Genomic DNA, 22,286 nt, shown 5'->3' on the forward strand with positions numbered 1-22,286 from the left:
TTGAATTGAAAGATTTAAACTATGAAATCGATCATTCAATGATTGATCTAGAAGAAAGACAAAACGACGATGATATCGAATTCCTTATTCATTTAAAAACAGAGGAATCGTTAAAGAGAATCCGCCACATACGTGAATTTTACGAGAGTGATAAAGTATACACGGATATTTACTTTTATCCGCGTGCAAATCATCGGTATCAAGTTATCGTGAAATATGAAGGATATGTTTCATTTTTACTGAAATTATTTCAATTTAAATTATTGAAATCCATTTCGTGGAAATAGATAAAGTTGAATATCATCATTTATTATTTTTGTGACTATGCTATACTATAACAAAGAATCGAATAGTGTGGATTAAAGGAGGAGTCTGTCACAACAGGGCGACCTCTCTTTTTTTACAATTGACTATAACAGAAAGGAAATGAAAGTTTTGGGAAATGAAGCATTCGTTGCATTAATTTTGTTTTTACTTACATATGTCTTTATTATTTCAGAAAAAATCCACCGAACGATAGTTGCCATGCTAGGTGCAGCTTTTATGATTGTTTTTGGTATTGTTAATCAAGAAATGGCCATTCATCATATTGACTTTAACACGTTAGGCTTGCTCATTGGGATGATGATCATCGTTTCAATTACGGCTGAAACAGGTGTCTTTAGGTTTATCGCTATTTGGGCAGCTAAAAAAGTTCGTGGCAGGCCGATTGCATTACTCGTCGTATTTTCGTTAATTACTGCTGTAGGTTCATCATTTTTAGATAATGTCACAACGGTGTTACTTATAGTACCCGTTACATTCAGTATTGCGCGTGAATTAAAAGTATCTCCCATTCCCTACTTAATGAGCGAAATATTTATGTCCAATATTGGGGGAACAGCGACCATGATCGGTGATCCACCAAACATAATGATCGGAAGCGCTGTAAAATCGCTTAGTTTCATGGATTTTATAACAAATTTGGCACCAGTCATTCTAGTGGTTATGGTATTCGTACTTCTATATTTAGTCTTTATCTTTCGTAAAAAATTACATGCAGGAGAAGACGTTAGGCAGAGAATACAGGAATTAAACGAAAAAGAAGAAATAACGGATAAAAAATTGTTAATCAAATCTTTATCGGTCCTATTATTAACCATTGTGGGATTTTTTCTCCATCAATCGTTATCACTTGAAACGGCAACAATCGCTTTATTTGGTGCGTTTGTTCTATTGCTTATAACCGGAGAGAGTTATTTAGAATTTGTGTTTAATCGAATTGAATGGACAACCATTTTCTTCTTTGTTGGGTTATTTGTTTTAGTTTCAGGTTTGGTTGAAACAGGGATTATATCTAATGTAGCTTCGTTCTCGATAAAAATGACAGGTGGCGAGTTAACGACGACATCCTTTCTCATTCTTTGGTTGAGTGCTTTTGCTTCGGCTTTTATTGATAATATTCCATTTGTTGCAACGATGATCCCGTTAATTAAAGATATGGGTGAAATGGGAATGACAAATTTAGAACCTTTATGGTGGAGTCTTTCCCTTGGTGCTTGCTTAGGTGGAAATGGTTTGTTAATTGGAGCGAGTGCCAATCTCATTGTAGCCGGTCTTTCTGGAAAAGAAGGTTACCCGATTTCATTTGTCCGATTTATGAAAATTGGGATACCTGTTATGATCATTTCTGTCCTTATTTCAATGATTTATATTTATTTAAGATATTTAATCTAATGTTTAGTCAAAGGGAGAGTGGGTAAATGGTATACGTACATGTTGCTTCTTGGACGATTCTTTTAATTTTTTTCTTTTTCGGTTTCGTGTTAAATACATTAGACGTAGTACAAGGAAATAAAATCATTCATCTTATCGCAAGAGTTTTTTATATTGTCGTTTTTTTAACTGGACTGCATCTAGTCACAAATTATGGAATGAATGAACATGAATGGGTCTGGCCGATAATAAAAATGTGTTTTGGTTTATTTGTCATATTATCGATAGAAGGTATACTAGTAAGACTTAAGAAGCAAAAGAAAACAGGTGTTTACTGGGTTTTATTTGCTGTCGGCTTAATAGGAACTTTTGGAATTGGGTATGGAATTTTAACTTAAGGATTTTTTTATGAGATTTTGTAAACGAAACTAAACGAGAAACATCTCGGTCAATATTTGGATTGATTATCGAGGGATAATATGTTATAATGAGATCAAATGAATATGGGAAAACACATGGAGGAGCCTGCCACTGCAGGCTCCTCTTTGTCTTTTTTAGAGATAAGGTATAGGGAACCTTATCTCTTTTTTAATGGATAAATGTTTCCATTTTCATGGCCGGTTGAATAGTTATGATCGGTGTAATGGAAAATAAAATTTAGAAAAGAGGAGATAGCATGCACATTATTTTAGAATTAGCCATTATTATTATAGCAACCAAATTGGCAGGGGATCTGACCGTCCGTTTAGGTCAACCTTCTGTTCTAGGTAAACTTATTGTCGGAATCCTGATTGGGCCTGCATTACTTGGTTGGATCCATGAATCCCATGTCATTGAAGTGTTTAGTGAGATAGGGGTTATCTTACTCATGTTTATCGCAGGTTTAGAGACAGATCTAGAGGGATTAAAGAAAAATATGAAATCTTCGACCGCAGTTGCGGTTGGAGGCATTATTCTTCCTCTTGTATTTGGTTATTTAGCTGGCGTATCGCTTGGAATGGATCAGAATAAGGCGATCTTTTTAGGACTCATCTTATCAGCTACTTCGGTCAGCATTTCCGTTCAGACTTTAAAAGAATTGGGACAGTTGCAAACTAAGGCAAGCACAACATTACTTGGCGCAGCTGTTCTTGACGATATTATTGTTGTTGTACTACTGGCCTTTTCAATGAGTCTTTTTGGCGGGTCAGATGTTCATTTAGGTCTTGTTATCGGAGAAAAAATCCTATTCTTTGGATCCATTATTCTTATTTCTTGGAAAGGGATTCCTTTGTTGATGCGTTTGCTGAGCGTATTAAAAATCACCGAACCCGTTATAAGTGCAGGACTCGTTGTTTGTCTATTCTTTGCCTATTATGCTGAACTTCTTGGTGTAGCGGGGATTATTGGAAGTTTCATTGGGGGGATTGCGATTAGCCAAACGCCTTTTAAAGAAGAAGTTGAACAGAAAATAGAACCGATTGCTTATACTCTCTTCGTTCCTGTGTTTTTTGTAAGCATCGGGCTTAAGGTTTCTTTTTCAGGTATAGGTGAACAATTATGGTTTATCATCGGCATGACGTTATTAGCGATCATGACGAAGTTTATAGGATCTGGTTTGGGAGCTCGAATGACGGGTTATGACAGACGTTCATCCATCGGTATTGGTGCAGGAATGATCTCCCGAGGAGAAGTAGCCCTTATCATCGCTTCTTTAGGACTAGATTCAAAATTATTAAGTCAAGCTTACTATACACCACTTATTATTGTTGTTATTTTAACAACACTTATTACTCCTCCTTTACTTAAGTCAATTATCGGTGAAAACAAACAGCGGGCGGCATAGGCTCCAAGGAAATCGAAGCAGATTAGGTTTAACTAACTATCAGATCGGCTAAGACGAGAAACTCACGGATTAATTTTGTTTTTATATTCGATATAGCACATGTATAATGACTTCAATTTAGTGATTCACTGACATGTGTTTTTATGAACAAGATGAGAACACTCTCGACTTCAGTCGTCAGAGATTCATTATAGATGTTTAATCTGATAATTTAGCACGTAAACAGGCTCTCCTTCATATGTTAGAAAAGTAGGCAGATAACATAAGAGAATCGATAGGTAAACTAACTTTCTGACCTTTAAACATTTAAGGACATTTAGATTAAGGTGAGTGAAGTGTAGACTTTTGACATCAAGAGAGGATGACCATGATGTGCGGAATTACAGGTTGGATTGATTGGCACAAAGATTTGACAGATGAACATGACACCATCCATCGTATGGCGAAATCGATTGAGCACCGAGGTCCCGATGATTTAAATACGTGGCTGTCACCACATGCCGCTCTTGGGCATGCAAGACTTGTTGTAGTTGATCCAGCAGGTGGACTTCAACCTATGCATAGAAAAGAACATGGAAGTACTTATTCTTTAGTTTATAATGGTGAACTTTATAACACGGAAGATATTCGAGGAGTATTAAGCGAAAAAGGATACACTTTTAAAGGACATTCTGATACAGAGGTGTTATTAACTTCGTATATTGAATGGGGCGAATCTTGTTTAGAGAAATTTAATGGAATTTATGCATTTGCCATTTGGGACGAAAAAAAGCAAAAACTATTTGCTGCTCGTGACCGTTTAGGCGTGAAACCTTTTTTCTATTATGAATCGAATGGAACGTTTCTTTTTGGTTCTGAAATAAAAGCCATTTTTGCTCACGATAGCATTCAACCAGCGGTATCTAGAGAAGGGTTATTAGAGATTTTTGGATTAGGACCTTCCAAGACACCAGGGCATGGCATATTTGAAGGTATTCATGACTTAAAACCAGCACATGCATTGACATATACAAAAGACGGTCTAAAAACATGGCGTTATTGGAATGTAAAAAGTGATATTCATACAGACAGTGTCGAAGAAACAGTAGAAAAAATACATGAATTATTTCTTGATGGTGTAAATAGACAGATGTATGCAGATGTACCAGTTGCGACATTTCTATCAGGTGGCGTTGATTCCAGTGCGATTTCTTCTATAGCTTCTTTATATAATAAAAGGAATCATAAAGGCGTATTAGATACGTATTCCATTGATTATCAAGATAATGAAAAATACTTCCATGCAAGTAAATTCTTACCAAAATCAGATGCGCCATATATTCAAAAGGTCGTCAATTATCTCGGAACCAACCATCATGACTTAATTATTTCAACAGAGGAACTGGTTGAACACTTAAAAGAAGCGATTAAATTTAGGGATACACCAGGCTATGCAGACATTGATTCATCTCTTTTGTGGCTTTGCAAAGAAATTAAGAAAGATGCGACGGTTGCTTTATCCGGTGAATGCGCTGACGAAATATTTGGTGGATATCCTTGGTTCCATAGCCCTGAAACATCTTCAAAAGAAGGATTTCCATGGATGAGATCAACGGAAGAAAGACAAACCTTGTTAAATGATAAATGGAACAATCGGTTAAATTTAAAAGGCTATATGCAAGAGAGGTATAATGAAACTATTAAAGAAACACCCAAATTAGCAGGAGAATCGGGTGTCGATGCCAAACGTCGTGAACTTTTTTATTTAAACATGAATTGGTTTATGACCGCTTTACTTGATCGAAAAGATCGTATGAGCATGGGATGTGGCCTTGAAGTTCGAGTTCCATTTGCCGATCATCGTTTAGTAGAATATCTTTGGAATGTTCCTTGGGATATGAAAATGTTAGATGGACGTGAAAAAGGTATTTTAAGAAAAGCTTTAGAAGGATTATTACCTGATGAAGTGCTCTATCGTAAAAAAAGTCCATACCCTAAAACATTTAATCCATCTTATACAAAAGCCGTATCTACTTGGCTTCAATCAATCATCGATCATTCCTCTTCACCAATATTAGAATTAATTGATAAAAGAAGAGTGCAAGATATTATCGATACACAAGGATCAGCTTTCAAAGTACCTTGGTTTGGTCAATTGATGACAGGGCCACAACTAATTGCTCATCTCGCACAAATTAACTATTGGTTAGAAACATATGATGTTCAAATTATTGAAAGCTAAAAAAGCGCCCATTATGGCGCTTTAAATGCGTGTTCAAAAAGGGAGCAAATTAGAAGCAAGAAGATCAAGGCGGCGCCGTTTTGAGGACCGGAATGTAGGTTTTTGCTACATGAGGACCGGAAAAACAAGCCAACGCCGAGATTCGCCGCTTATCATTTGTTGACTTTTTGAACAACCTCTTTTAATTATGTGAAATTATGCTAAATATAAACGATAGAAAAAGGATACCCACCGATAAAACAGTAAAAAATCCCTGTTTTTTGAACTAGATAAGATTTCAGTCGTAAGAGGTTCAAAGGGATTTGTTTAAATCGGTGCGGCCTTGTTCTTATTTAATTGCTCAAGAACGGACCTAAATGCTTGCTCATTTTCAACATTGAAGTAGGATTGAAACGGATCGCCATTGGTATGAAGACGTTGAATAACAACTTCATGCGTAAAAGTTTCGAGTCTTAACGATGAATTGACTTCCTTCCAATCCAAAGGGGCAGCTACAAGTCCTTGTTCATTTGCCCGCATCGAGTAAGGTGCAATGATGGTTTTGTTTTTTCCATGTTGAACAATGTCTAGATACAATTTATTGTTTCTCTTGTGTTTTAATCGTTCAGTCGTGAATTGATTTGGATGCATTTCTAACAATAATTTCGCTACAAATGTGGTAAATAAACGCGTATCATGGTAGGTAAATGTCCTTTTTATTAATGGAATATGAATTTGAATGCCTCTGCTTCCTGACGTTTTGACAAAACCAGTGAGATGAAGACGGTCAAGTATTTCTTTAATGGTTTTTGCAGCTAATACGGCGACTGAAAAATCTTCTTTTGAAGGTGGATCGAGATCAAAGACAATTTCACAAGGATTTGCTTCCCCTATATATTGAAAGGGGATATGAAATTCAATCGTCGATTGATTACCTAGCCAAATAAGGGACGCCAATTGATCACAGTGGATATGGCCCTTAAATCGAACTATCTCTGGGGCATAATCGGGGATACTTTTCTGGAAAAAAGATTCTCCCGGGACACCATGAGGATACCGAATAAGTGTTAACGCTCTATTTTTAAAAAAAGGAAGAACATAAGGTGCAATAGAGGTCAGATATTGTAAGTAATGGGCTTTCGAAATTTTTTTCTCTTTCCAAAGGATTTTCGAGAGATGTGTGAGTGTGATTGAATGTCCTTCGATTATGACTTGTTGTTTCTCATGATCTTGTCCCATTTACAATCCTCCCAGTTTTTATCCATTTGAAACGACTCAAATCTTGGTTCACGAAAACCCTCTTTTGTCCATTCCAAAAAACTAAGTTCAATGCAAAGGCCAGGATTGATATATAAGTACGTTTTATCTTCTTTTATAGTATGATTTTTAACTGTTGTTTTTAAAGCCTTTCGTTCCATTTCATTTAATCCATGAGTAAATGACCCAACTGAAACAACATTTTTATTTTTGACTAAACCTACTTGAAAATAGTCATTTTCTTTGTTGTAAGCTGTTAAAATAAAGATGCCATACTGTTTGTTTTTTACCTTAATCCAAGATCTCGTTCTTTTTCCTTGGAGCCACTTACTATTCTTTTTCTTTGAGACTAATCCTTCGCCATGATGTTTTAATATAAGATCCCATAATTTATCTGAATCTGAAAAAAATTTGATTTTATATATTCCTTGTAAAGGTGATGTTGTTTCATTTAAAGTAGTAATAGATAAATGGTTTATTATCTCATGCCTCTTTAAAAGAGAAAAAGGTCGCAAATCTTTTCCATTTTGATATAAAACGTCAAATATTACATATGAAGCAGGTTTTTTTTTACAAAGTGAATCAATCGTTACTTTACTTTTTGCTTGTCCTCTCGATTGGATTGATGAAAAATCTGCTTTAAAGGCACTCTTTAATATACAACATTCCCCATCTAAAACGAGCGGCAGGAAGGGGAGAAAATGATCGGAAACATATTTAAAATGCATCATAAGATCAGGGAATTGACTGGTTATGTCCCTTAATCTCCGACTAAAGAAACGAATATCGTTTTCACTTTGCCATAGGACCTGCATTCGGTATCCATCATATTTAGGTTCATAGAGCCAATCTGAATCGTTTGGAATGCTATGACTTAATGTCGGCATCATAGGTGAAAATGGTTTAAGAGAACACATTATGAACTCGCTTTCTTAACGGTTTTAGTTTTTCGTTTGGTTTTTGTTGTCTTTGCTTTAGGCTTTGTTTCAGCTATACTAGCTTCAAGTGCGGATAAAAGATCAACCATATTTGTTTTTTCTTTAGTTTTTGGCTTTGTAACCCCTTGTTTCCCGGCGGACTTCTCTTCAATTAGGCCCATAACTTTATCACGATAATCATCTTGATAAGCTGCGGGATCAAATGGAACGGTAAGTTGATCAATAAATTGAATGGCGGTTTTTAATTCTTTAGAATTAATCTCACCTAGAGAATGAATATTTGGCACATCTGCCACGGATCGGACTTCATCTGGGTAATAAATAGTTTCAAGAAGTAAACCTTGTTCATATGGTCTTACGATGGCTAGATGTTGTTTTGAATGAAGTGTAATCATCGCCATACCAATTTTTTCTGTATCTTGCAGCGCTTGTTTTAGCAATGCATAAGCTTTTTCACCATTATCATTTGGTCCAATAAAATAAGACTTATTAAAGTAAATGGGATCTATGTCGTGCAGATTGACGAAATCTAATATTTCAACAGCACGAACAACGTCGCCTTTTAATGAATCTAATTCGGATTGTTCTAAAGTAATAAATTGTCCGGGTTCATACTCATAGCCTTTAACAATATCGTCATTAGATACTTCAACATCGCAATGAGGACAAACTCTTGAGTACTTGATCGGCGTCGAGCATTTTTGATGAAGGAGTCTAAATTTAACCCCCTTTTCTTCTGTTGCAGCATATAGTTTAATGGGTATATGAACTAAACCGAAACGAATGGATCCTTTCCACATCGTATGCATGTTTGCATCTCCTTAGCATTTTTTCTTTATCATTAGATGATGCTTTATATAGTGTAAAAAAGTGAATTATAATAGCAATACACTGTCAAGCTCACTTTGATTTGAATTTAATCTAAAAAATTTATATAGAAAAGTTTTTATATTTCATGTTTAGGTTGGCTAAATCGATTAAATTATATGATAGAACCTTTTTCCATCATATTTTTGCGGAGGAGATATCGTGAGATCTTATCTATCCATTAGAGAAAAAGAGAAAGTTATACAATTTTTGTCCCAGGAGGAATACATCCTTATAAAAGACTGTTTAAGAAAAATGAAAATCAGTCACAACGATAAAAACAGGCATTATGTTGAAGGAAATATAGAAAAAAGTTTTCGTGTCCTTAAATTATTTTTAAGAAGACGAAGCGATTCATTACTGAAACGAATAACAAAGAAAATCGTGACTCAACGTATTGAAGCTAACGTTGATTTAAGTGATTTTTTAATGAATATTCAAATAGGAAAAGAAATTGTATTAGAAAGATTATTACTATCATCTTTAGATAAAGACATTATTTTACGATCCAATATTTTTATTAATCAATTTAGTGATCAGTATATTTACCACGTTGTTCATCAATACACAAAGATGAAAGATCGCATTATTCTTGAAAAGTCGCAATTTATTCAAGAAATGAATAGCGATCGTTTGTCGATTCTTGGTAAAATATCATCAAGTTTTGCACATGAATTTCGGAATCCCTTAACTACAGTAAAGGGTTTTATTCAATTAATCGAGAGGAAATATAAATCCGATGAACAAACTCGTCCATATTTCAACATGATTAATACAGAAATTGAAAGTCTAGAAAGTAATATCAATCGATTTCTTTTCTTATCTAAGATGCCCAATGTAAGTGATAAAATGGTTTACTTTGATCTTGGCGAACTTGTTCGATATTCCTCTCAATTTATGAATCCAAGGTGTGTTATCGAAAAAATTAGCGTTAAAATGCAAATACCAAATAAAAATATAATCATGTACGGAGTCCCTGAACAAATTAACCAAGTGTTATTGAATATCATGAATAATGCGATTGAAGCTTTAACAGAAATCGATGACCATCGGAAAATAGATATAACGCTAGAAAGTTCGAATAACTTGGCAACCATCACAATTTCAAATAATGGTAAACGAATTCCACAGCACCTTGTCGAAAATATTTTTCAACCCTTTGTAAGTACTAAGGAATTAGGAACTGGTTTGGGACTATCTGTATGTAAACAAATCATTGAAAAACATCAAGGGGAGATATACATAACGACAAATGATAAGGAAACATCGTTTTCCTTAAAAATGCGGACTTAAATTATGAACATGTATTTGATTTCATAAAGGATACGGTATAATCATTGTGATCATGATCCACAATATAAAATGAATAAGAAGAGGAGGATGGCATTGACTATTTTAACTCACCTGAACATAAAAATGGTTTTCATCATTATTGTGGGAGCTTTTCTAAATGCACTTTCACTTAATTTATTTTTGATACCAGCAAAAGTATTATCAAGTGGCTTTACAGGAATCTCCCAACTTCTTTCTATTCTTTTTCAACATACTCCTTTTCCCATTAGTACGGGTACCATTCTTTTTATACTCAATATTCCAGTTGCATGGATAGGTTGGCGTCAAGTTGGAAAACGATTTACATTATATAGCATCATGAGTGTTGTTTTAACTACTGTTTTCTTAAACTTTATACCAGTAAAAAGTATCACGCCAGACATTATGCTAAATAGTGTTTTTGGTGGGGTTATCCTTGCAATAGGAGTAGGAATAACTTTAAAATACGGGGCATCAACAGGTGGTTTAGATATAATTGCGATGATTTTATCTCGTAAAAAGGATAAACCTATGGGCATTTATTTTTTTGGATTAAATGCATTAATTGTCCTGTCAGCTGGCTTTTTTTTTAGTTGGACGAAAGCCTTGTATACCTTGATTTCTCTCTATGCTACATCAAAAATCATAGATGTTATACATACCAGGCATGTTAAATTAACGGCCATGATTATTACAAATCATGGTAAAGAAATTCAACAAGCCATCCAGCAAAAAATGGTCAGGGGGATTACTAAAGTACCAGCTAAAGGCGCTTATTCTAACCAAGATAAAGACATCCTTTTAATAGTCTTAACACGGTACGAACTTTTTACTCTTGAGCAGATTGTTAAAAAAGTTGATCCCGAAGCATTTACGAATATCATTGAAACGGTAAGCGTGTTCGGACAATTTAGAAAAACTTAATAGATAAACAAAGACCACCCCAGATTCTTTGTAGGGTGGTCTTCGATTCGAGAAGGCTTAACCTTGATAATTTTTGAAGATGGCTTCTACTTTTGGTAGTAAATCTTCCCAAGATACATCGGATACTTTATTTACTGTAAGAAAATCGCCGAACCCAAATACATTATCGACGCCTTCTAACTTTATAATTTGTGAAGCAAGAGGATGATCAATACTCTCACCTTTTTTGGCAGAAATTCGATTTTCGAAAAGGGCATTTACTGAAGTAAATTTAATGGCATTCGGATTTGGTGTTGATTCAGCACGGATTTCCATAATGAAACATTTCTCTCCTTTTTATAACTCATTATCAATAGAAATATCAAGTCAAGAACAGTAATTCTATTAATTATTGTGATCTCTTCTCATTCTAATATAGAAATCAGAGTTGTTTGATTGATTTTTTAAAAGATCTCATATGATCTTTGTATAGGTATTCATTCTGTCCATAACGGATCGATAAATTTCTCATCCATTATATCTGTTTTTTAACCTAAGTCAAGGGATTAGGCGAGTGTTTGATTAAGAAAATGGTCTTTGCGGGCTCGTCTGATTAATCCCGCATTAACGGCTAGTCTAGACCCCACCTCAAGGTAATAAATGTAAACGAGCATTCCTAGGTAGGGGATAACTGCCCGTAAAAGCCCGATTGGTTCTTGCTTACAATAGTGGGGGATGAAGCAGGCTAAAAACCAGGCGGACTGTCACAACGCCTGCACTAGCACTCCTGTGCGTCGAAAAGCCGCCACTGATTGAAGTTTCACTTTATACTAAGATCCGTTCAAGATAGGCGGCAATGCCATCGTCTTCGTTTGATAAAGTAACGTCATCCGCGATCGACTTAATTTTAACATTTGCATTCCCCATGGCAACCCCTCTTCCCGCATACTTAAGCATTTCAATGTCATTTTCTTCGTCACCAAAGGCAATAATGTCTTCCGGGGCGGCACCGACATCTTGTGCAATCATTTGGAGGCCATAAGCTTTATTTACAATAGGATTATAAACTTCAATAATATTCCATGGTTCTCCCCAGGTACAATGATGAATTTGATCAGAATGCGTATTAAACAAATCTTGAGTCAAAGAAACAATATCTTTCGGTCTTGGTTGAATTAAAAGGCACGTTGGATTAATGGTCAATTCTTCTTTTAAATTTTCATTTTTATAAATTTTGGGATCTCCAACATTAAAAAAAGAGACCGTGTCAGGTTCGTCGTTTCTGATATACACATCATCAAGATGTTCGGCAATAATATTTTGTAGATCATAAGCTGAACATGTTTGAAAAATGGTTTTAATTGTCTCGTTGTCAAGAGGAGTATGTTTCGCATCCCAATGAGGATTTAAAGGGTGATGTATAAAAGCACCATTATAATTTACTATTGGTGTATTTAAACCTAATTCATGATAATACATTTTACTAGCACGATAAGGTCTGCCAGTTGAAATAACAACAATGTGACCATCATTCAAGGCTTGTTGCAACACCGTCTTTGTTCTTTTTGAAATGGTTTTTTCTTCGGTCAAGAGTGTTCCATCTAAATCTACAGCTATCAAATATTTTCGCAACTAACATTCACTCCCCTTTAGGATGCAATGGGTAAGACTATATAGATTCTTTCTTATTGGATATAATAACATTATAACAAAACATCCCTATCTTAATATACTAGAGATAGGATCTATTATACTTGGACCTATATAGAACGGATTTCCGAAAGAAATCTCTCATCCATAAGGGATGTGAAGGCGCAGCCCAAGAAGTAAGTGGGAGATGAATCTCGAGTGACTGAAGGTCACAAATATATGAGGATAGGATACACGAGACTGTCACATTCATTGCATACATAGGTGGAAAAGTTGTACTATACTATTAGCAAAGGATAGAAAGGAGATGCTATATGTCTCAGAATTTAGAAGATAAAGTAATGGAAGCTTTGGAAGAAGTCATAGATCCAGAGTTAGGTATTGATATTGTTAATCTAGGTCTCGTTTATGGGGTTGATATACAAGACAACGGAGATACCGTTGTAACAATGACACTTACGGCCATGGGTTGCCCGCTTGCCGCAACGATTCAATATGAAGTGAAGCGAGCCCTTTCAGTCATTGAGGAAGTAAATGATGTAGAGGTCAATATTGTATGGAATCCGCCATGGACCAAGGATAGAATGTCACGTTATGCAAAAATTGCTTTAGGTATTTCATAATAGTGCGTGTTCAAAAAGGTGACAAATTAGAAGCAAGAAGATCAAGGCGGCGCAGTTTTGAGGACCGGCATTCCACAGGATGTGGTAGCTTCAGGCGCCCGCCACAGGACGTGAGCGGTTTTAGCCAGCGATCCTCTCGTATCCACTACATGAGGACCGGAAAAACAAGAGGGCGCCGAGATTCGCAGCTTATCATTTGGTGGCTTTTTGAACAACCTCTAATATTAAAAAAACGGTAAGCTGCCTTTAAATAGGGCAGCTTTTTCTATTACTTTTTATTCATTTAATCATAAGTAATTGCATACACTTCAAGATGAGTGTTTCTAGAAAGTAGGTGCAGGCGAGTGCTAAATGAAGAATACGAGGAATTAATCGCTTTATTAGAACAAGAATTGAGTAATTTGACTTCTTTAGGTTTAGAACGCCTATCTGAACTTCAAGACAAATATCAAAACTTTGACGAAAAATTGAATCATTAAAGATCGCTGGAGAAGGAACCTATTCATTTTGATCAGTATGAAAAGGGAGGGATGACGCATGACAAAAAATTGTTCAATTGTTTATGGTGGTTTAACTCCCTTAGGATTGAACCTATGTGAATCATTGTTAGAAGATGATATGTATATTCTTTCAGTTTCATCAGCCTCTACCGAAGAGGAACGCGAGCAAGAAGAAGAAAATGAATTGTTTATAGGAAGGCATGCTTTATTTAAACATGTTGATAAACTAGAAAAGGTTGATCAATCGATATCAACTGTTTTTTTATTAACACATCAAAATCTAAATAAAAAACAACACATCTATATAGATTCCATTTACAATAAAATTATCGAACAATCACAGCCTATTTTATTTATTGTAGTGTCCCTGTCTAATTCATCTGAGTTAGATGAGAACAATAGTCATCGTCCTGTTCAACTCAAAAATAAAGTAGAAAAACAGATGGTAACCAAGTTAAACCAAAATGATTTAATCAGACATCATGATAAAATGGCCATTATCAGATCAAATAACATAACAGAATCAATATTTGATGAACTTGTCCAAATCATAAAGACAACGGTTCATGCATCGATTCATCGTTTAGAAATTATCCAAACATCGTTGGACGACAGGGATTGTTCAAAAGTTAAAACATTGTTCTCATGCGATGATATGAAAGAAGTTCAACAAATAATAACAGTCGATATATCAGACTAGTAGATGCAGTTAAACGATATAAAAATAAGTAACAAGAAAAAGAGTCAATTAAATGGCTCTTTTCTTGTGGCTTGTTTTAAAATTCATTTCATAAGTGTTAGAACTTATTTATTTTTATTGAACATACTCAAAAATGGTGTAATTTGTTTAATCATTGGACCTGTTTTATCAATTACGTTAAATATTGTATCTGTTCCATGTTTGATTTTTTTAAAGTCGAATTGGCCTTCATCATTAAAGAAAATCTTCATAAATTGAGCCAGTTCTTTTGGTTGTTGTTGAACGTTATTTGGTGATTCTTGATTTGAATATGGACCATGATATGGTTGGCCAAACATCATTTGCGTGAAGGGATCAACTGGTCTATTTTGTGGATGGTGGTCTTGGTGTGGCATGGCTTATCTCCTCCTTTACGATGTGGTGTTCATGCATGCGTTATTCATCATGATAAACACCTTTTTGAATACAACATCTATAATACAAAATATGATTATAGGTTTAGTTGTGTTATAGGTATGCTTACCTTATTTATAGATCCAAAAAATGAATCCAAATAAAGAAAGGTAGCTTTGATAAAATCTAGAATCTATGTAGCTTAAAGAAATAATTATGTAATTCTTAAAGGGTGATAATTCTAAAAAAATAGTGTATGATTATTCTGAGTGAGTATTGGACAAATTTATAAATTCATATTAATATTAGTACCAAGTCATAATGTTTACTGTTAAGTTTGAGAGGAGCAAGATTAATGGGTGCTGGAATACTAGGAATTGGCAAATATATTCCTGAACGCGTATTAACTAATTTTGATTTAGAAAAAATGATGGATACATCTGACGAATGGATCAAAACTAGAACTGGTATAGAAGAACGGCGAATTGCTGATGATAACACAGATACATCAGATATGGCCTATTATGCGGCTAAAGAAGCCATTAAAAATGCCGGGATAACAGCAAAAGATATAGATTTAATTTTGGTTGCCACTGTGACACCGGATCAGCCATTTCCGTCTGTTTCATGTATGTTACAAGATAGACTAGGTGCAAACCACGTGCCAGCAATGGATATTAGTGCAGCTTGTTCTGGATTTATGTATGGTATGATTACTGCAAAACAGTTTATTGATACAAAAACATATACAAATATTCTCATTGTTGGTGTGGAGAAATTATCTAAAATTACGGACTGGAAAGATAGGAGTACTGCGGTTCTCTTTGGTGATGCAGCAGCAGCAGCTGTAATGGGGCCCGTCGGTGATGATAAAGGAATCCTTTCTTTTGAACTTGGTTCAGACGGAAGTGGAGGGAAGTATCTCTATCAAGAAGGATCGAAGCTTGTCATGAACGGAAGAGAAGTATTCAAATTCGCTGTAAGACAAATGGGAGAATCAGCGGTTCGAGTTGTTGAAAAAGCTGGATTAGAGAAGGAGGATATTGATTACTTAATTCCTCACCAAGCCAATATCCGAATTATGGAAGCCTCCAGACAACGATTGGATATTCCAGAAGAAAAATTAGTAAAAACAGTCCATAAATATGGAAACACATCTGCCTCATCAATTCCTTTAGCGTTAGCCGATAACGTAGAAAATGGAAAAATAAAAGATGGCGATGTACTTGTTTTAGTTGGCTTCGGCGGTGGACTCACCTGGGGAGCCGTAGCACTTCGATGGGGAAAATAAAAAAGGAGAGTTGAAACGCATGAATAGACGAGTCGTCGTGACAGGATTGGGTGCCGTTACGCCCCTCGGGAATGACGTGACGGAAACGTGGAAAAATGCCATTGAGGGTAAGAATGGTATTGGACTTGTAACAAGAATGAACATGGACGAATTCCAAACAAAAGTAGCAGGTGAAGTGAAAGAATTTGATCCACTTCTATATATGGATAAAAAAGATTCGAAACGCATGGATCGCTTTACACAATATGCTGTAGCTGCTTCAAAAATGGCGGTTAGAGATGCCAACCTAACCATTGATTCAGATAATACGGAACGTGTGGGTGTATGGATTGGTTCAGGTATTGGCGGTATGGAAACATATGAAAATGAATTAAAAAAAGGTCTTGAAAAAGGTTTTCGCCGTGTAAGCCCATTTTTTGTTCCTATGATGATTCCAGATATGGCGTCTGGACAAGTATCAATCCAACTTGGAACAAAAGGGATTAACTCTTGCACTGTAACAGCCTGTGCAACAGGCACAAATTCGATTGGTGATGCTTTTAAAGCTATCCAGCGTGGTGTCAACGACATTATTATCACTGGTGGAGCAGAAGCGCCATTAACGAATATGGCATTTGCAGGATTTGGATCAGCTAAAGCCTTATCAACAAATCCGGACCCAGAAAAAGCATGTCGTCCGTTTGATAAGAATAGAGATGGTTTTGTTATGGGTGAAGGAGCAGGTGTCGTTGTACTTGAATCTCTTGATTCAGCGCTTGCTCGTGGAGCCAAGATCTATGCTGAAATCGTGGGATACGGGTCAACAAGTGATGCCTACCATGTAACAGCCGTTGCACCAGGCGGGGCAGGTGCTGTTCGGTCCATGAAACAGGCTCTTGAAGACGCCAATTTAAGTACGGAAGCTGTTGATTACATTAATGCCCATGGAACAAGTACCGCTTTAAATGATTCTAACGAAACGGCTGCGGTTAAAACTCTTTTTGGAGATTATGCTTATAAACTAGCAATAAGCTCAACAAAATCTATGACAGGTCATCTTCTTGGGGCTTCTGGTGGGGTCGAAGCGATTCTATCCATCAAAGCAATCGAAAATGGTATAATTCCACCAACCATTAACTATGAAACTCCAGATGAGGAGTGCGACTTAGATTATGTACCAAATCAATCACGAAAGGCAGACGTTAATGTTGCAATGTCTAACTCTTTTGGGTTTGGTGGGCACAATGCTACACTTATCTTCAAAAAATACGAGGCATAATACAAAAATAAATAATTTAAGGAATGAGCGCTGACATGAAACTCAGCGCTTTTTTTGTGCTCTATGTGGATATGTTCGACCCCGCCTATATGTCAATGCCAACGCACGACTGACGAGCATGCGTTAAGTAGTTTCTTTAGACAAATGAACCTAAAACCAACAAAGTTATTTAAATATAAAGGATATTGGACGATCAAAACTCAAACTTTAACCGTTGTTTTGGTTCGATGTTTAAGTGCGTGTTCAAAAAGGTGACAAATTAGAAGCAAGAAGATCAAGGCGGCGCTGTTTTGAGGACCGGAATGTAGTTTTTTGCTACATGAGGACCGGAAAAACAAGCGGGCGCCGAGATTCGTAGCTTATCATTTGTTGATTTTTGAACAACCTCTTTAAGTCATTAAGAGATTTAACAAGGCATATGTTAATAGAGACAAGCTGCAATCAAGATATGAAAATGGTGATTGACATGTTAATACGACTTTTCTTTCTCATGATTGGATTTGGTCTCGCCGTTTCTGGTGGAGTGACCATCATTATTTTTATGAATATGCTGGAAACTGGGCATAATATCGTTCACTATACACAATATATTTTCACTGAAGGATCCTTTTACCTTTTCATCATAGGTATAACATCCATTTGGTTAAGTATTTATTTTCCTACTCATAAAAGAAAATAAGAGCGTCGGCACGATTAATTGGAATAATTTTTCTATAGACTGTCCATACTGTTTTCAAATAGTTAAAAGTGAGGGACGATAATCATGGAGCTAATCGGAGATGTTTGGGTTAATTGGTTTGAAGGTGAAGAGAATGGATATAACGTATGCGAATTCCATGAATGGCGTAGACATGATTTTATCGAACTTTTAGATCAAGTACCTTTAGTTAAAGTAGACACGACTTTTTTTCATTACATTGAAAATGATTTACGAGATCTTCCACATGAATTGTTAGATACTATCCGGAACAAAAGCTACATAAGAAAAAACAATCAAAGAGAAGTGATCGAGTATTGCTTTCTAGTCACCGATGGAGAACAGCATCTCGTTGTTGACACTTTAGGTTACACGATTCCTATTCGGAAAAGTCGGCTAGTGCCTAGACAGGAACAAATGGTAATTGATAAAGCTAAAAAATGTGAAACCATGCGTTACCCTCTTCCAAAAAATTATAGAGGGAGAGAATATCATATTTTGTCTCCAAATCCTGAGGTGATGTTTGGTTTAACACGAAAAGAACGCCAACTTAAACAATTATTATTTATGTCACTTGACCAACTACATACCACAGGTCATATCGAAGAGATTCGATATTGGTACACGGAATGGTTTCCTAAACAGTACCAAGAAAGCCGTCATTTAACCAAAGATGAGGCATGGAGCCACCTTTATGATGCCATCAAAGTTGGTTGGTCAGAAAAACATCTCAATATTTGTGAACGGCTGATCAAAGGTCAAACGTATTTTGAAAAAATATGGGAACTTGAACACGGAACAACCGTTAATTAATTCTTATAGTGAGTGTTCAAACTTTTTGAACAACCTTTTAAAGGGCATCCCTCAAGAGATGCCCGTTTGTATCCACTCATTAATATAAGTAAGTATAATAATAAGCATAAGGCAGATCGTGATCCCTGCCTTATGCTCTTTTTTTAGGGCTATGATTCGTTATATAAGATATTAAGAATGTCTTCCTAATCCGATTGCTTTTTCAACCCGTGCTAAGGTTTTCACTGCGACGGATTGAGCTTTACTTGCGCCATCATCTAGAATTTCATCTAATTGATTTGTTTCAATAAGATTGTAATATTTTTCTTGAATGGGTTTTAGTGTATTTACAACAGCCTCTGCGACATCTGTTTTGAAGGATCCATATCCCTGATCACGGTACTCATTTTCAAGATCTTTAATAGATTTTCCAGAGCATAATGAATAAATATCCAGTAAATTCGAGATGCCAGGTTTTTGTTCTTTATCATAATAGATGGATTGATCAGAATCAGTGGTTGCACTTTTGATTTTCTTTGTTATATCTTTTTCGGAATCTAAAATAAAAATTGTTGCTTTTTGATTATCATCAGATTTACTCATTTTCTTAGTAGGTTCAACAAGAGACATAATACGGGCACCTACAGGTGGAATAAAAACTTCAGGAACCGTAAAAAGTTCACCATATTTATTATTTAGACGCTCAGCAACGTTGCGTGTTAATTCTAGGTGTTGTTTTTGATCTGCACCTACAGGAACAAGATTCGTATTATAAAGGAGAATATCGGCTGCCATAAGAGGCGGATATGTCAATAATCCGGTGGATACCGCGTCTTTTCCCTTTGATTTATCCTTAAACTGTGTCATCCGTTCAAGTTCTCCAATATAACAATAACATTGCAAAATCCACCCAAGCTGAGCATGTGCAGGAACTTCAGATTGAATAAATAGCGTGGATTGATTCGGGTCAATACCAACCGCAAGATAGATGGCAGCAAGTTTTCTGATTCGTTCGTGAAGCAGTTGACTGTCTTGTGGAACTGTAATGGCATGCTGATCGACGATACAGTAATAACATTCGTTTCCTTCTTGAAGTTCTGGAAAGTTACGAATCGCACCAAGATAATTTCCCAGCGTTGGAGTAGATGTAGGCTGAACTCCAGAAAAAATAATAGACATATTAAGTCACCAACCTTAATTTTTATTTATTAAATTAAAAAAGGTCTAACCACCCAAAAAGGGACGATTAGACCGCGGTACCACCCTAATAATTCTTATAGTAAGAATCACTTAAGTCTAGTTATTAAATAACTAGAGCCAATATAACGTATGGCTTACGTCTTTCCCTAATAATGTAAAACATGTTCAGGGAGATGCTCGAAAGCCCATTCAACAACGATCCACTACCCAATTCACACCATCCACGGGTTCTCTTCAAGTTTCTCATTTGTTTACTCTTCTTTCTCATTGCATTGTCACTATATGATTGTGGTATAGTATAGCGAATTAAATTCCAATTTGCAACCTTTTTAGCAGAAATCAATAGGGTAAAAGGAAAAAATATCATTAAAATTCCACAACATTGAAATAATGGTATATAAAACTGGAAAATTATTCTGAACATTTATATAATGGGGAATAGTTATTAAATAATATAATTACATCAGGGGGAAATATTATGAAAAAAGTTTACAGTCTGTTTATTTTTGGACTAGTATTGATTCTAATCCTTTCAGGTTGCTCTTCAGGAAAGAAGAACAGTAGTCAAACGGATTCCAATTCACTTGCATCTAAACAAATTTTAAATCAATCCCAAACTGCTGATATTCCTACTCTTGATTCTACTCAAGCTACAGACACACTTTCCAATAATGTATTAGAAATGGTGAATGCAGGTTTAACACGAATGCATAAAGGTAAAGTGGAGTGGGATCTAGCAGCTGGTGCTCCCCAGATTAGTAGTGATAAGAAAACCTATACATTTACACTCCGGAAAGGAATAAAGTGGTCTGACGGTAAGCCAATTACTGCTCAAAATTTTGTATATGGATGGCAACATGAAAATGATCCTGCAGCAAAACCGCAATATAATTTCCTATATACTTCTGCTTATATCAAAAATGCCTCTAAAATTCAGAATCCGAAAGATCCCATGTTTGGTAAATATCAGAATCTTGGAATAAAGGCGATTGGCGATGATAAGGTTCAAATCTTTTTTGACAAAGCTGCTCCACCATTTTTTTATAGCCTAATTTCTCAACCTTTGTTTTTCCCTCAAAGAGAGGATATTATTAAAAAAGCAGGTAAAAATTATGGACAGGAGGCATCTACTATTCTAAGCAATGGTCCATTTAAATTAAAGAGTTGGGATCATGGCAAAGGATGGATCTATGTTAAAAATACGGGATATTGGAATGCTAAAAATATACACCTGAAAACAATAAATGTGAAAGTCGTTAAAGAAGAGGGCACCCGAATTAATCTATATAAAACGAATAAAACCGATACAGTTGGTTTAACGGGTGACTATATAGATCAAATGAAGCAAAGTAATCCAAAAGAAATTCATAAAGGGTTAACTTCGACAACGCGTTTTCTCTTTTTAAATGAAAAGAATAAATACTTAAAAAATATAAATCTAAGAAAAGCTATTAACTATTCATTTGATCGTAATGATTTTGTGAATATTCTTATGAAAGATGGGTCCCTGGGTTCTCATTTTGTCGTACCAAAAGATTTTGTTATGGGACCTGATGGGAAAGACTTCCGATCAGTAGCACCAGATGGTTACCTCATCGGAGGAAAAGCTGAGGCACAAAAATACTGGAACAAAGCAAAAAAAGAATTAGGTGTCACATCACTTAATTTAACCTTATTGACTCAAGACGGGGATCAGTTAAAAAAATGGGATGAATACCTTGCAAATCAAATAGAAACAAATTTAAAAGGGATTAAAATTACGATAAATCAGCAACCATTTGGAAACTTCTTAAAGCTTCAAACTGATTTTAAATTTGATATTTCGTATGGCGGCTGGGCTCCAGATTATCGCGATCCAATGACATACCTTGATATGTTTACGACAGGCCATCCACAAAATTCTTCGGCATGGAGCAATAAAACATTTGATCAGTTAATCATGTCTGCCCAAAATGAAGTGGATCAAACCAAACGCTGGAACGATTTACAACAAGCTGAAAAGATATTAATGAATGATGCTGCCATTGCACCTTTGGATCAAGATGGACAAACTTGGGCAAGTAAACAGTATGTAAAAGGTTTAGACTATCCCTTATATGGACCTGAAATAGACTATACAGGGGCGTATATCACTAAACATTAACTATTAATAAAGGGAACAACATGATTGGATTATACCCACTAAT

Annotated in this window: 22 protein-coding genes and 1 other annotated feature; of the genes, 15 read left to right on the plus strand and 7 right to left on the minus strand. The window is 35.6% G+C overall.

Translation table 11 applies throughout. The annotated features are described in order from the left end of the window. The first annotated feature begins 5 nt into the window (after positions 1-5). From FG390_RS00430 to asnB, 5 genes are all read left to right on the plus strand, one after another. Complete coding sequence (locus FG390_RS00430) at positions 6-287, plus strand: hypothetical protein (protein WP_141189053.1); 282 nt, start codon at positions 6-8, stop codon at positions 285-287. 148 nt (positions 288-435) lie between these two features. Continuing rightward, positions 436-1,716, plus strand: a complete 1,281-nt coding sequence (locus FG390_RS00435) for an ArsB/NhaD family transporter (protein ID WP_141189054.1) — start codon at positions 436-438, stop codon at positions 1,714-1,716. Between the two features lie 26 nt (positions 1,717-1,742). Continuing rightward, complete coding sequence (locus FG390_RS00440; RefSeq protein WP_141189055.1) at positions 1,743-2,093, plus strand: DUF1516 family protein; 351 nt, start codon at positions 1,743-1,745, stop codon at positions 2,091-2,093. 278 nt (positions 2,094-2,371) lie between these two features. After that, a complete protein-coding gene (locus tag FG390_RS00445) occupies positions 2,372-3,520 on the plus strand; it encodes a cation:proton antiporter (RefSeq protein WP_141189056.1) in 1,149 nt (382 codons plus the stop codon). A gap of 370 nt (positions 3,521-3,890) precedes the next feature. Then, entirely contained in the window at positions 3,891-5,741 is a 1,851-nt protein-coding gene (asnB, locus tag FG390_RS00450) for an asparagine synthase (glutamine-hydrolyzing) (protein WP_141189525.1), read from the plus strand. A gap of 306 nt (positions 5,742-6,047) precedes the next feature. On the opposite strand, the gene ligD (FG390_RS00455) is transcribed toward asnB, so the two are convergent. From ligD (FG390_RS00455) to ku, 3 genes are read right to left on the minus strand one after another with little or no spacing between them, the layout of a single operon-like run. Further along, on the minus strand, positions 6,048-6,959 hold the full coding sequence (ligD, locus tag FG390_RS00455; RefSeq protein WP_141189057.1) for a non-homologous end-joining DNA ligase: 912 nt from the start codon (positions 6,957-6,959) through the stop codon (positions 6,048-6,050). After that, a complete protein-coding gene (ligD, locus tag FG390_RS00460) occupies positions 6,926-7,894 on the minus strand; it encodes a non-homologous end-joining DNA ligase (protein WP_141189058.1) in 969 nt (322 codons plus the stop codon). The genes ligD (FG390_RS00455) and ligD (FG390_RS00460) overlap by 34 nt, the downstream gene beginning before the upstream one ends. Next, positions 7,894-8,724, minus strand: coding sequence for a non-homologous end joining protein Ku (gene ku, locus FG390_RS00465; RefSeq protein WP_141189059.1), 831 nt, complete (start codon positions 8,722-8,724; stop codon positions 7,894-7,896). Before ku ends, ligD (FG390_RS00460) begins: the two co-directional genes overlap by 1 nt. Before the next feature lie 220 nt (positions 8,725-8,944). On the opposite strand from ku, the gene FG390_RS00470 reads away from it, so the two are divergent. Together FG390_RS00470 and FG390_RS00475 are read left to right on the plus strand one after the other, a co-directional pair. Beyond that, positions 8,945-10,075, plus strand: a complete 1,131-nt coding sequence (locus tag FG390_RS00470; protein ID WP_141189060.1) for an ATP-binding protein — start codon at positions 8,945-8,947, stop codon at positions 10,073-10,075. A gap of 123 nt (positions 10,076-10,198) precedes the next feature. After that, complete coding sequence (locus FG390_RS00475; protein ID WP_246092674.1) at positions 10,199-11,017, plus strand: YitT family protein; 819 nt, start codon at positions 10,199-10,201, stop codon at positions 11,015-11,017. Positions 11,018-11,074: 57 nt separating this feature from the next. Here FG390_RS00475 and FG390_RS00480 read toward each other — a convergent pair whose 3' ends face one another. Both FG390_RS00480 and FG390_RS00485 read right to left on the minus strand, forming a co-directional pair. Then, positions 11,075-11,332 carry a NifU N-terminal domain-containing protein gene (locus FG390_RS00480; protein ID WP_141189062.1) on the minus strand — a complete coding sequence of 86 codons (258 nt, stop codon included), beginning with the start codon at positions 11,330-11,332 and terminating at the stop codon, positions 11,075-11,077. A gap of 489 nt (positions 11,333-11,821) precedes the next feature. After that, on the minus strand, positions 11,822-12,628 hold the full coding sequence (locus tag FG390_RS00485; RefSeq protein ID WP_141189063.1) for a Cof-type HAD-IIB family hydrolase: 807 nt from the start codon (positions 12,626-12,628) through the stop codon (positions 11,822-11,824). A gap of 332 nt (positions 12,629-12,960) precedes the next feature. Between FG390_RS00485 and FG390_RS00490 the strand changes: the two genes are divergently transcribed. The 3 genes from FG390_RS00490 (at position 12,961) to FG390_RS00495 (ending at position 14,469) form a co-directional block, all read left to right on the plus strand. Beyond that, positions 12,961-13,269, plus strand: coding sequence for a metal-sulfur cluster assembly factor (locus FG390_RS00490; protein ID WP_141189064.1), 309 nt, complete (start codon positions 12,961-12,963; stop codon positions 13,267-13,269). A gap of 344 nt (positions 13,270-13,613) precedes the next feature. Then, positions 13,614-13,748 carry a hypothetical protein gene (locus FG390_RS15950; RefSeq protein ID WP_258311525.1) on the plus strand — a complete coding sequence of 45 codons (135 nt, stop codon included), beginning with the start codon at positions 13,614-13,616 and terminating at the stop codon, positions 13,746-13,748. 58 nt (positions 13,749-13,806) lie between these two features. Next, the gene (locus FG390_RS00495) at positions 13,807-14,469 is read left to right on the plus strand and encodes a hypothetical protein (RefSeq protein ID WP_141189065.1); all 663 of its coding nucleotides are present in this window, start codon (positions 13,807-13,809) and stop codon (positions 14,467-14,469) included. 104 nt (positions 14,470-14,573) lie between these two features. Here FG390_RS00495 and FG390_RS00500 read toward each other — a convergent pair whose 3' ends face one another. Continuing rightward, positions 14,574-14,864 carry a YppG family protein gene (locus tag FG390_RS00500; protein WP_141189066.1) on the minus strand — a complete coding sequence of 97 codons (291 nt, stop codon included), beginning with the start codon at positions 14,862-14,864 and terminating at the stop codon, positions 14,574-14,576. Positions 14,865-15,217: 353 nt separating this feature from the next. Here FG390_RS00500 and FG390_RS00505 point away from each other — a divergent pair, with 353 nt between their 5' ends. The 4 genes from FG390_RS00505 to FG390_RS00520 all read left to right on the plus strand — a co-directional run bounded on the left by FG390_RS00505 (position 15,218) and on the right by FG390_RS00520 (position 18,921). Then, on the plus strand, positions 15,218-16,153 hold the full coding sequence (locus FG390_RS00505) for a beta-ketoacyl-ACP synthase III (protein WP_141189067.1): 936 nt from the start codon (positions 15,218-15,220) through the stop codon (positions 16,151-16,153). Between the two features lie 19 nt (positions 16,154-16,172). Beyond that, the gene (gene fabF, locus FG390_RS00510) at positions 16,173-17,411 is read left to right on the plus strand and encodes a beta-ketoacyl-ACP synthase II (protein ID WP_141189068.1); all 1,239 of its coding nucleotides are present in this window, start codon (positions 16,173-16,175) and stop codon (positions 17,409-17,411) included. 418 nt (positions 17,412-17,829) lie between these two features. Then, the gene (locus FG390_RS00515; protein WP_246092661.1) at positions 17,830-18,090 is read left to right on the plus strand and encodes a YuzI family membrane protein; all 261 of its coding nucleotides are present in this window, start codon (positions 17,830-17,832) and stop codon (positions 18,088-18,090) included. An 84-nt stretch (positions 18,091-18,174) separates the two neighbouring features. After that, positions 18,175-18,921, plus strand: a complete 747-nt coding sequence (locus tag FG390_RS00520; RefSeq protein WP_141189069.1) for a DUF3603 family protein — start codon at positions 18,175-18,177, stop codon at positions 18,919-18,921. Positions 18,922-19,092: 171 nt separating this feature from the next. On the opposite strand, the gene trpS is transcribed toward FG390_RS00520, so the two are convergent. Further along, the gene (gene trpS / locus FG390_RS00525) at positions 19,093-20,079 is read right to left on the minus strand and encodes a tryptophan--tRNA ligase (RefSeq protein ID WP_141189070.1); all 987 of its coding nucleotides are present in this window, start codon (positions 20,077-20,079) and stop codon (positions 19,093-19,095) included. A 56-nt stretch (positions 20,080-20,135) separates the two neighbouring features. Then, positions 20,136-20,377 (minus strand) — a binding site (T-box leader). Positions 20,378-20,578: 201 nt separating this feature from the next. Between trpS and FG390_RS00530 the strand changes: the two genes are divergently transcribed. Further along, complete coding sequence (locus FG390_RS00530) at positions 20,579-22,243, plus strand: peptide ABC transporter substrate-binding protein (protein WP_181406311.1); 1,665 nt, start codon at positions 20,579-20,581, stop codon at positions 22,241-22,243. Positions 22,244-22,286: the final 43 nt, after the last annotated feature.

Source organism: Terrilactibacillus laevilacticus (assembly GCF_006517395.1).
GTDB lineage: Bacteria > Bacillota > Bacilli > Bacillales > Sporolactobacillaceae > Terrilactibacillus > Terrilactibacillus laevilacticus.

What these genes read in the sequence shown, in the direction of transcription:
- FG390_RS00475 (WP_246092674.1), top strand. Translation starts at nt 10,199, where the DNA reads ATGGTTTTCATCATTATTGTGGGAGCTTTTCTAAATGCACTTTCACTT.
- FG390_RS00500 (WP_141189066.1), bottom strand. Translation starts at nt 14,864, where the DNA reads ATGCCACACCAAGACCACCATCCACAAAATAGACCAGTTGATCCCTTC.
- FG390_RS00480 (WP_141189062.1), bottom strand. Translation starts at nt 11,332, where the DNA reads ATGGAAATCCGTGCTGAATCAACACCAAATCCGAATGCCATTAAATTT.
- FG390_RS00495 (WP_141189065.1), top strand. Translation starts at nt 13,807, where the DNA reads ATGACAAAAAATTGTTCAATTGTTTATGGTGGTTTAACTCCCTTAGGA.
- ku (WP_141189059.1), bottom strand. Translation starts at nt 8,724, where the DNA reads ATGCATACGATGTGGAAAGGATCCATTCGTTTCGGTTTAGTTCATATA.
- FG390_RS00515 (WP_246092661.1), top strand. Translation starts at nt 17,830, where the DNA reads ATGTTAATAGAGACAAGCTGCAATCAAGATATGAAAATGGTGATTGAC.
- ligD (WP_141189058.1), bottom strand. Translation starts at nt 7,894, where the DNA reads ATGTGTTCTCTTAAACCATTTTCACCTATGATGCCGACATTAAGTCAT.
- trpS (WP_141189070.1), bottom strand. Translation starts at nt 20,079, where the DNA reads ATGTCTATTATTTTTTCTGGAGTTCAGCCTACATCTACTCCAACGCTG.
- asnB (WP_141189525.1), top strand. Translation starts at nt 3,891, where the DNA reads ATGTGCGGAATTACAGGTTGGATTGATTGGCACAAAGATTTGACAGAT.
- FG390_RS00440 (WP_141189055.1), top strand. Translation starts at nt 1,743, where the DNA reads ATGGTATACGTACATGTTGCTTCTTGGACGATTCTTTTAATTTTTTTC.
- FG390_RS00520 (WP_141189069.1), top strand. Translation starts at nt 18,175, where the DNA reads ATGGAGCTAATCGGAGATGTTTGGGTTAATTGGTTTGAAGGTGAAGAG.
- fabF (WP_141189068.1), top strand. Translation starts at nt 16,173, where the DNA reads ATGAATAGACGAGTCGTCGTGACAGGATTGGGTGCCGTTACGCCCCTC.
- FG390_RS00505 (WP_141189067.1), top strand. Translation starts at nt 15,218, where the DNA reads ATGGGTGCTGGAATACTAGGAATTGGCAAATATATTCCTGAACGCGTA.
- FG390_RS00530 (WP_181406311.1), top strand. Translation starts at nt 20,579, where the DNA reads ATGAAAAAAGTTTACAGTCTGTTTATTTTTGGACTAGTATTGATTCTA.
- ligD (WP_141189057.1), bottom strand. Translation starts at nt 6,959, where the DNA reads ATGGGACAAGATCATGAGAAACAACAAGTCATAATCGAAGGACATTCA.
- FG390_RS00490 (WP_141189064.1), top strand. Translation starts at nt 12,961, where the DNA reads ATGTCTCAGAATTTAGAAGATAAAGTAATGGAAGCTTTGGAAGAAGTC.
- FG390_RS00445 (WP_141189056.1), top strand. Translation starts at nt 2,372, where the DNA reads ATGCACATTATTTTAGAATTAGCCATTATTATTATAGCAACCAAATTG.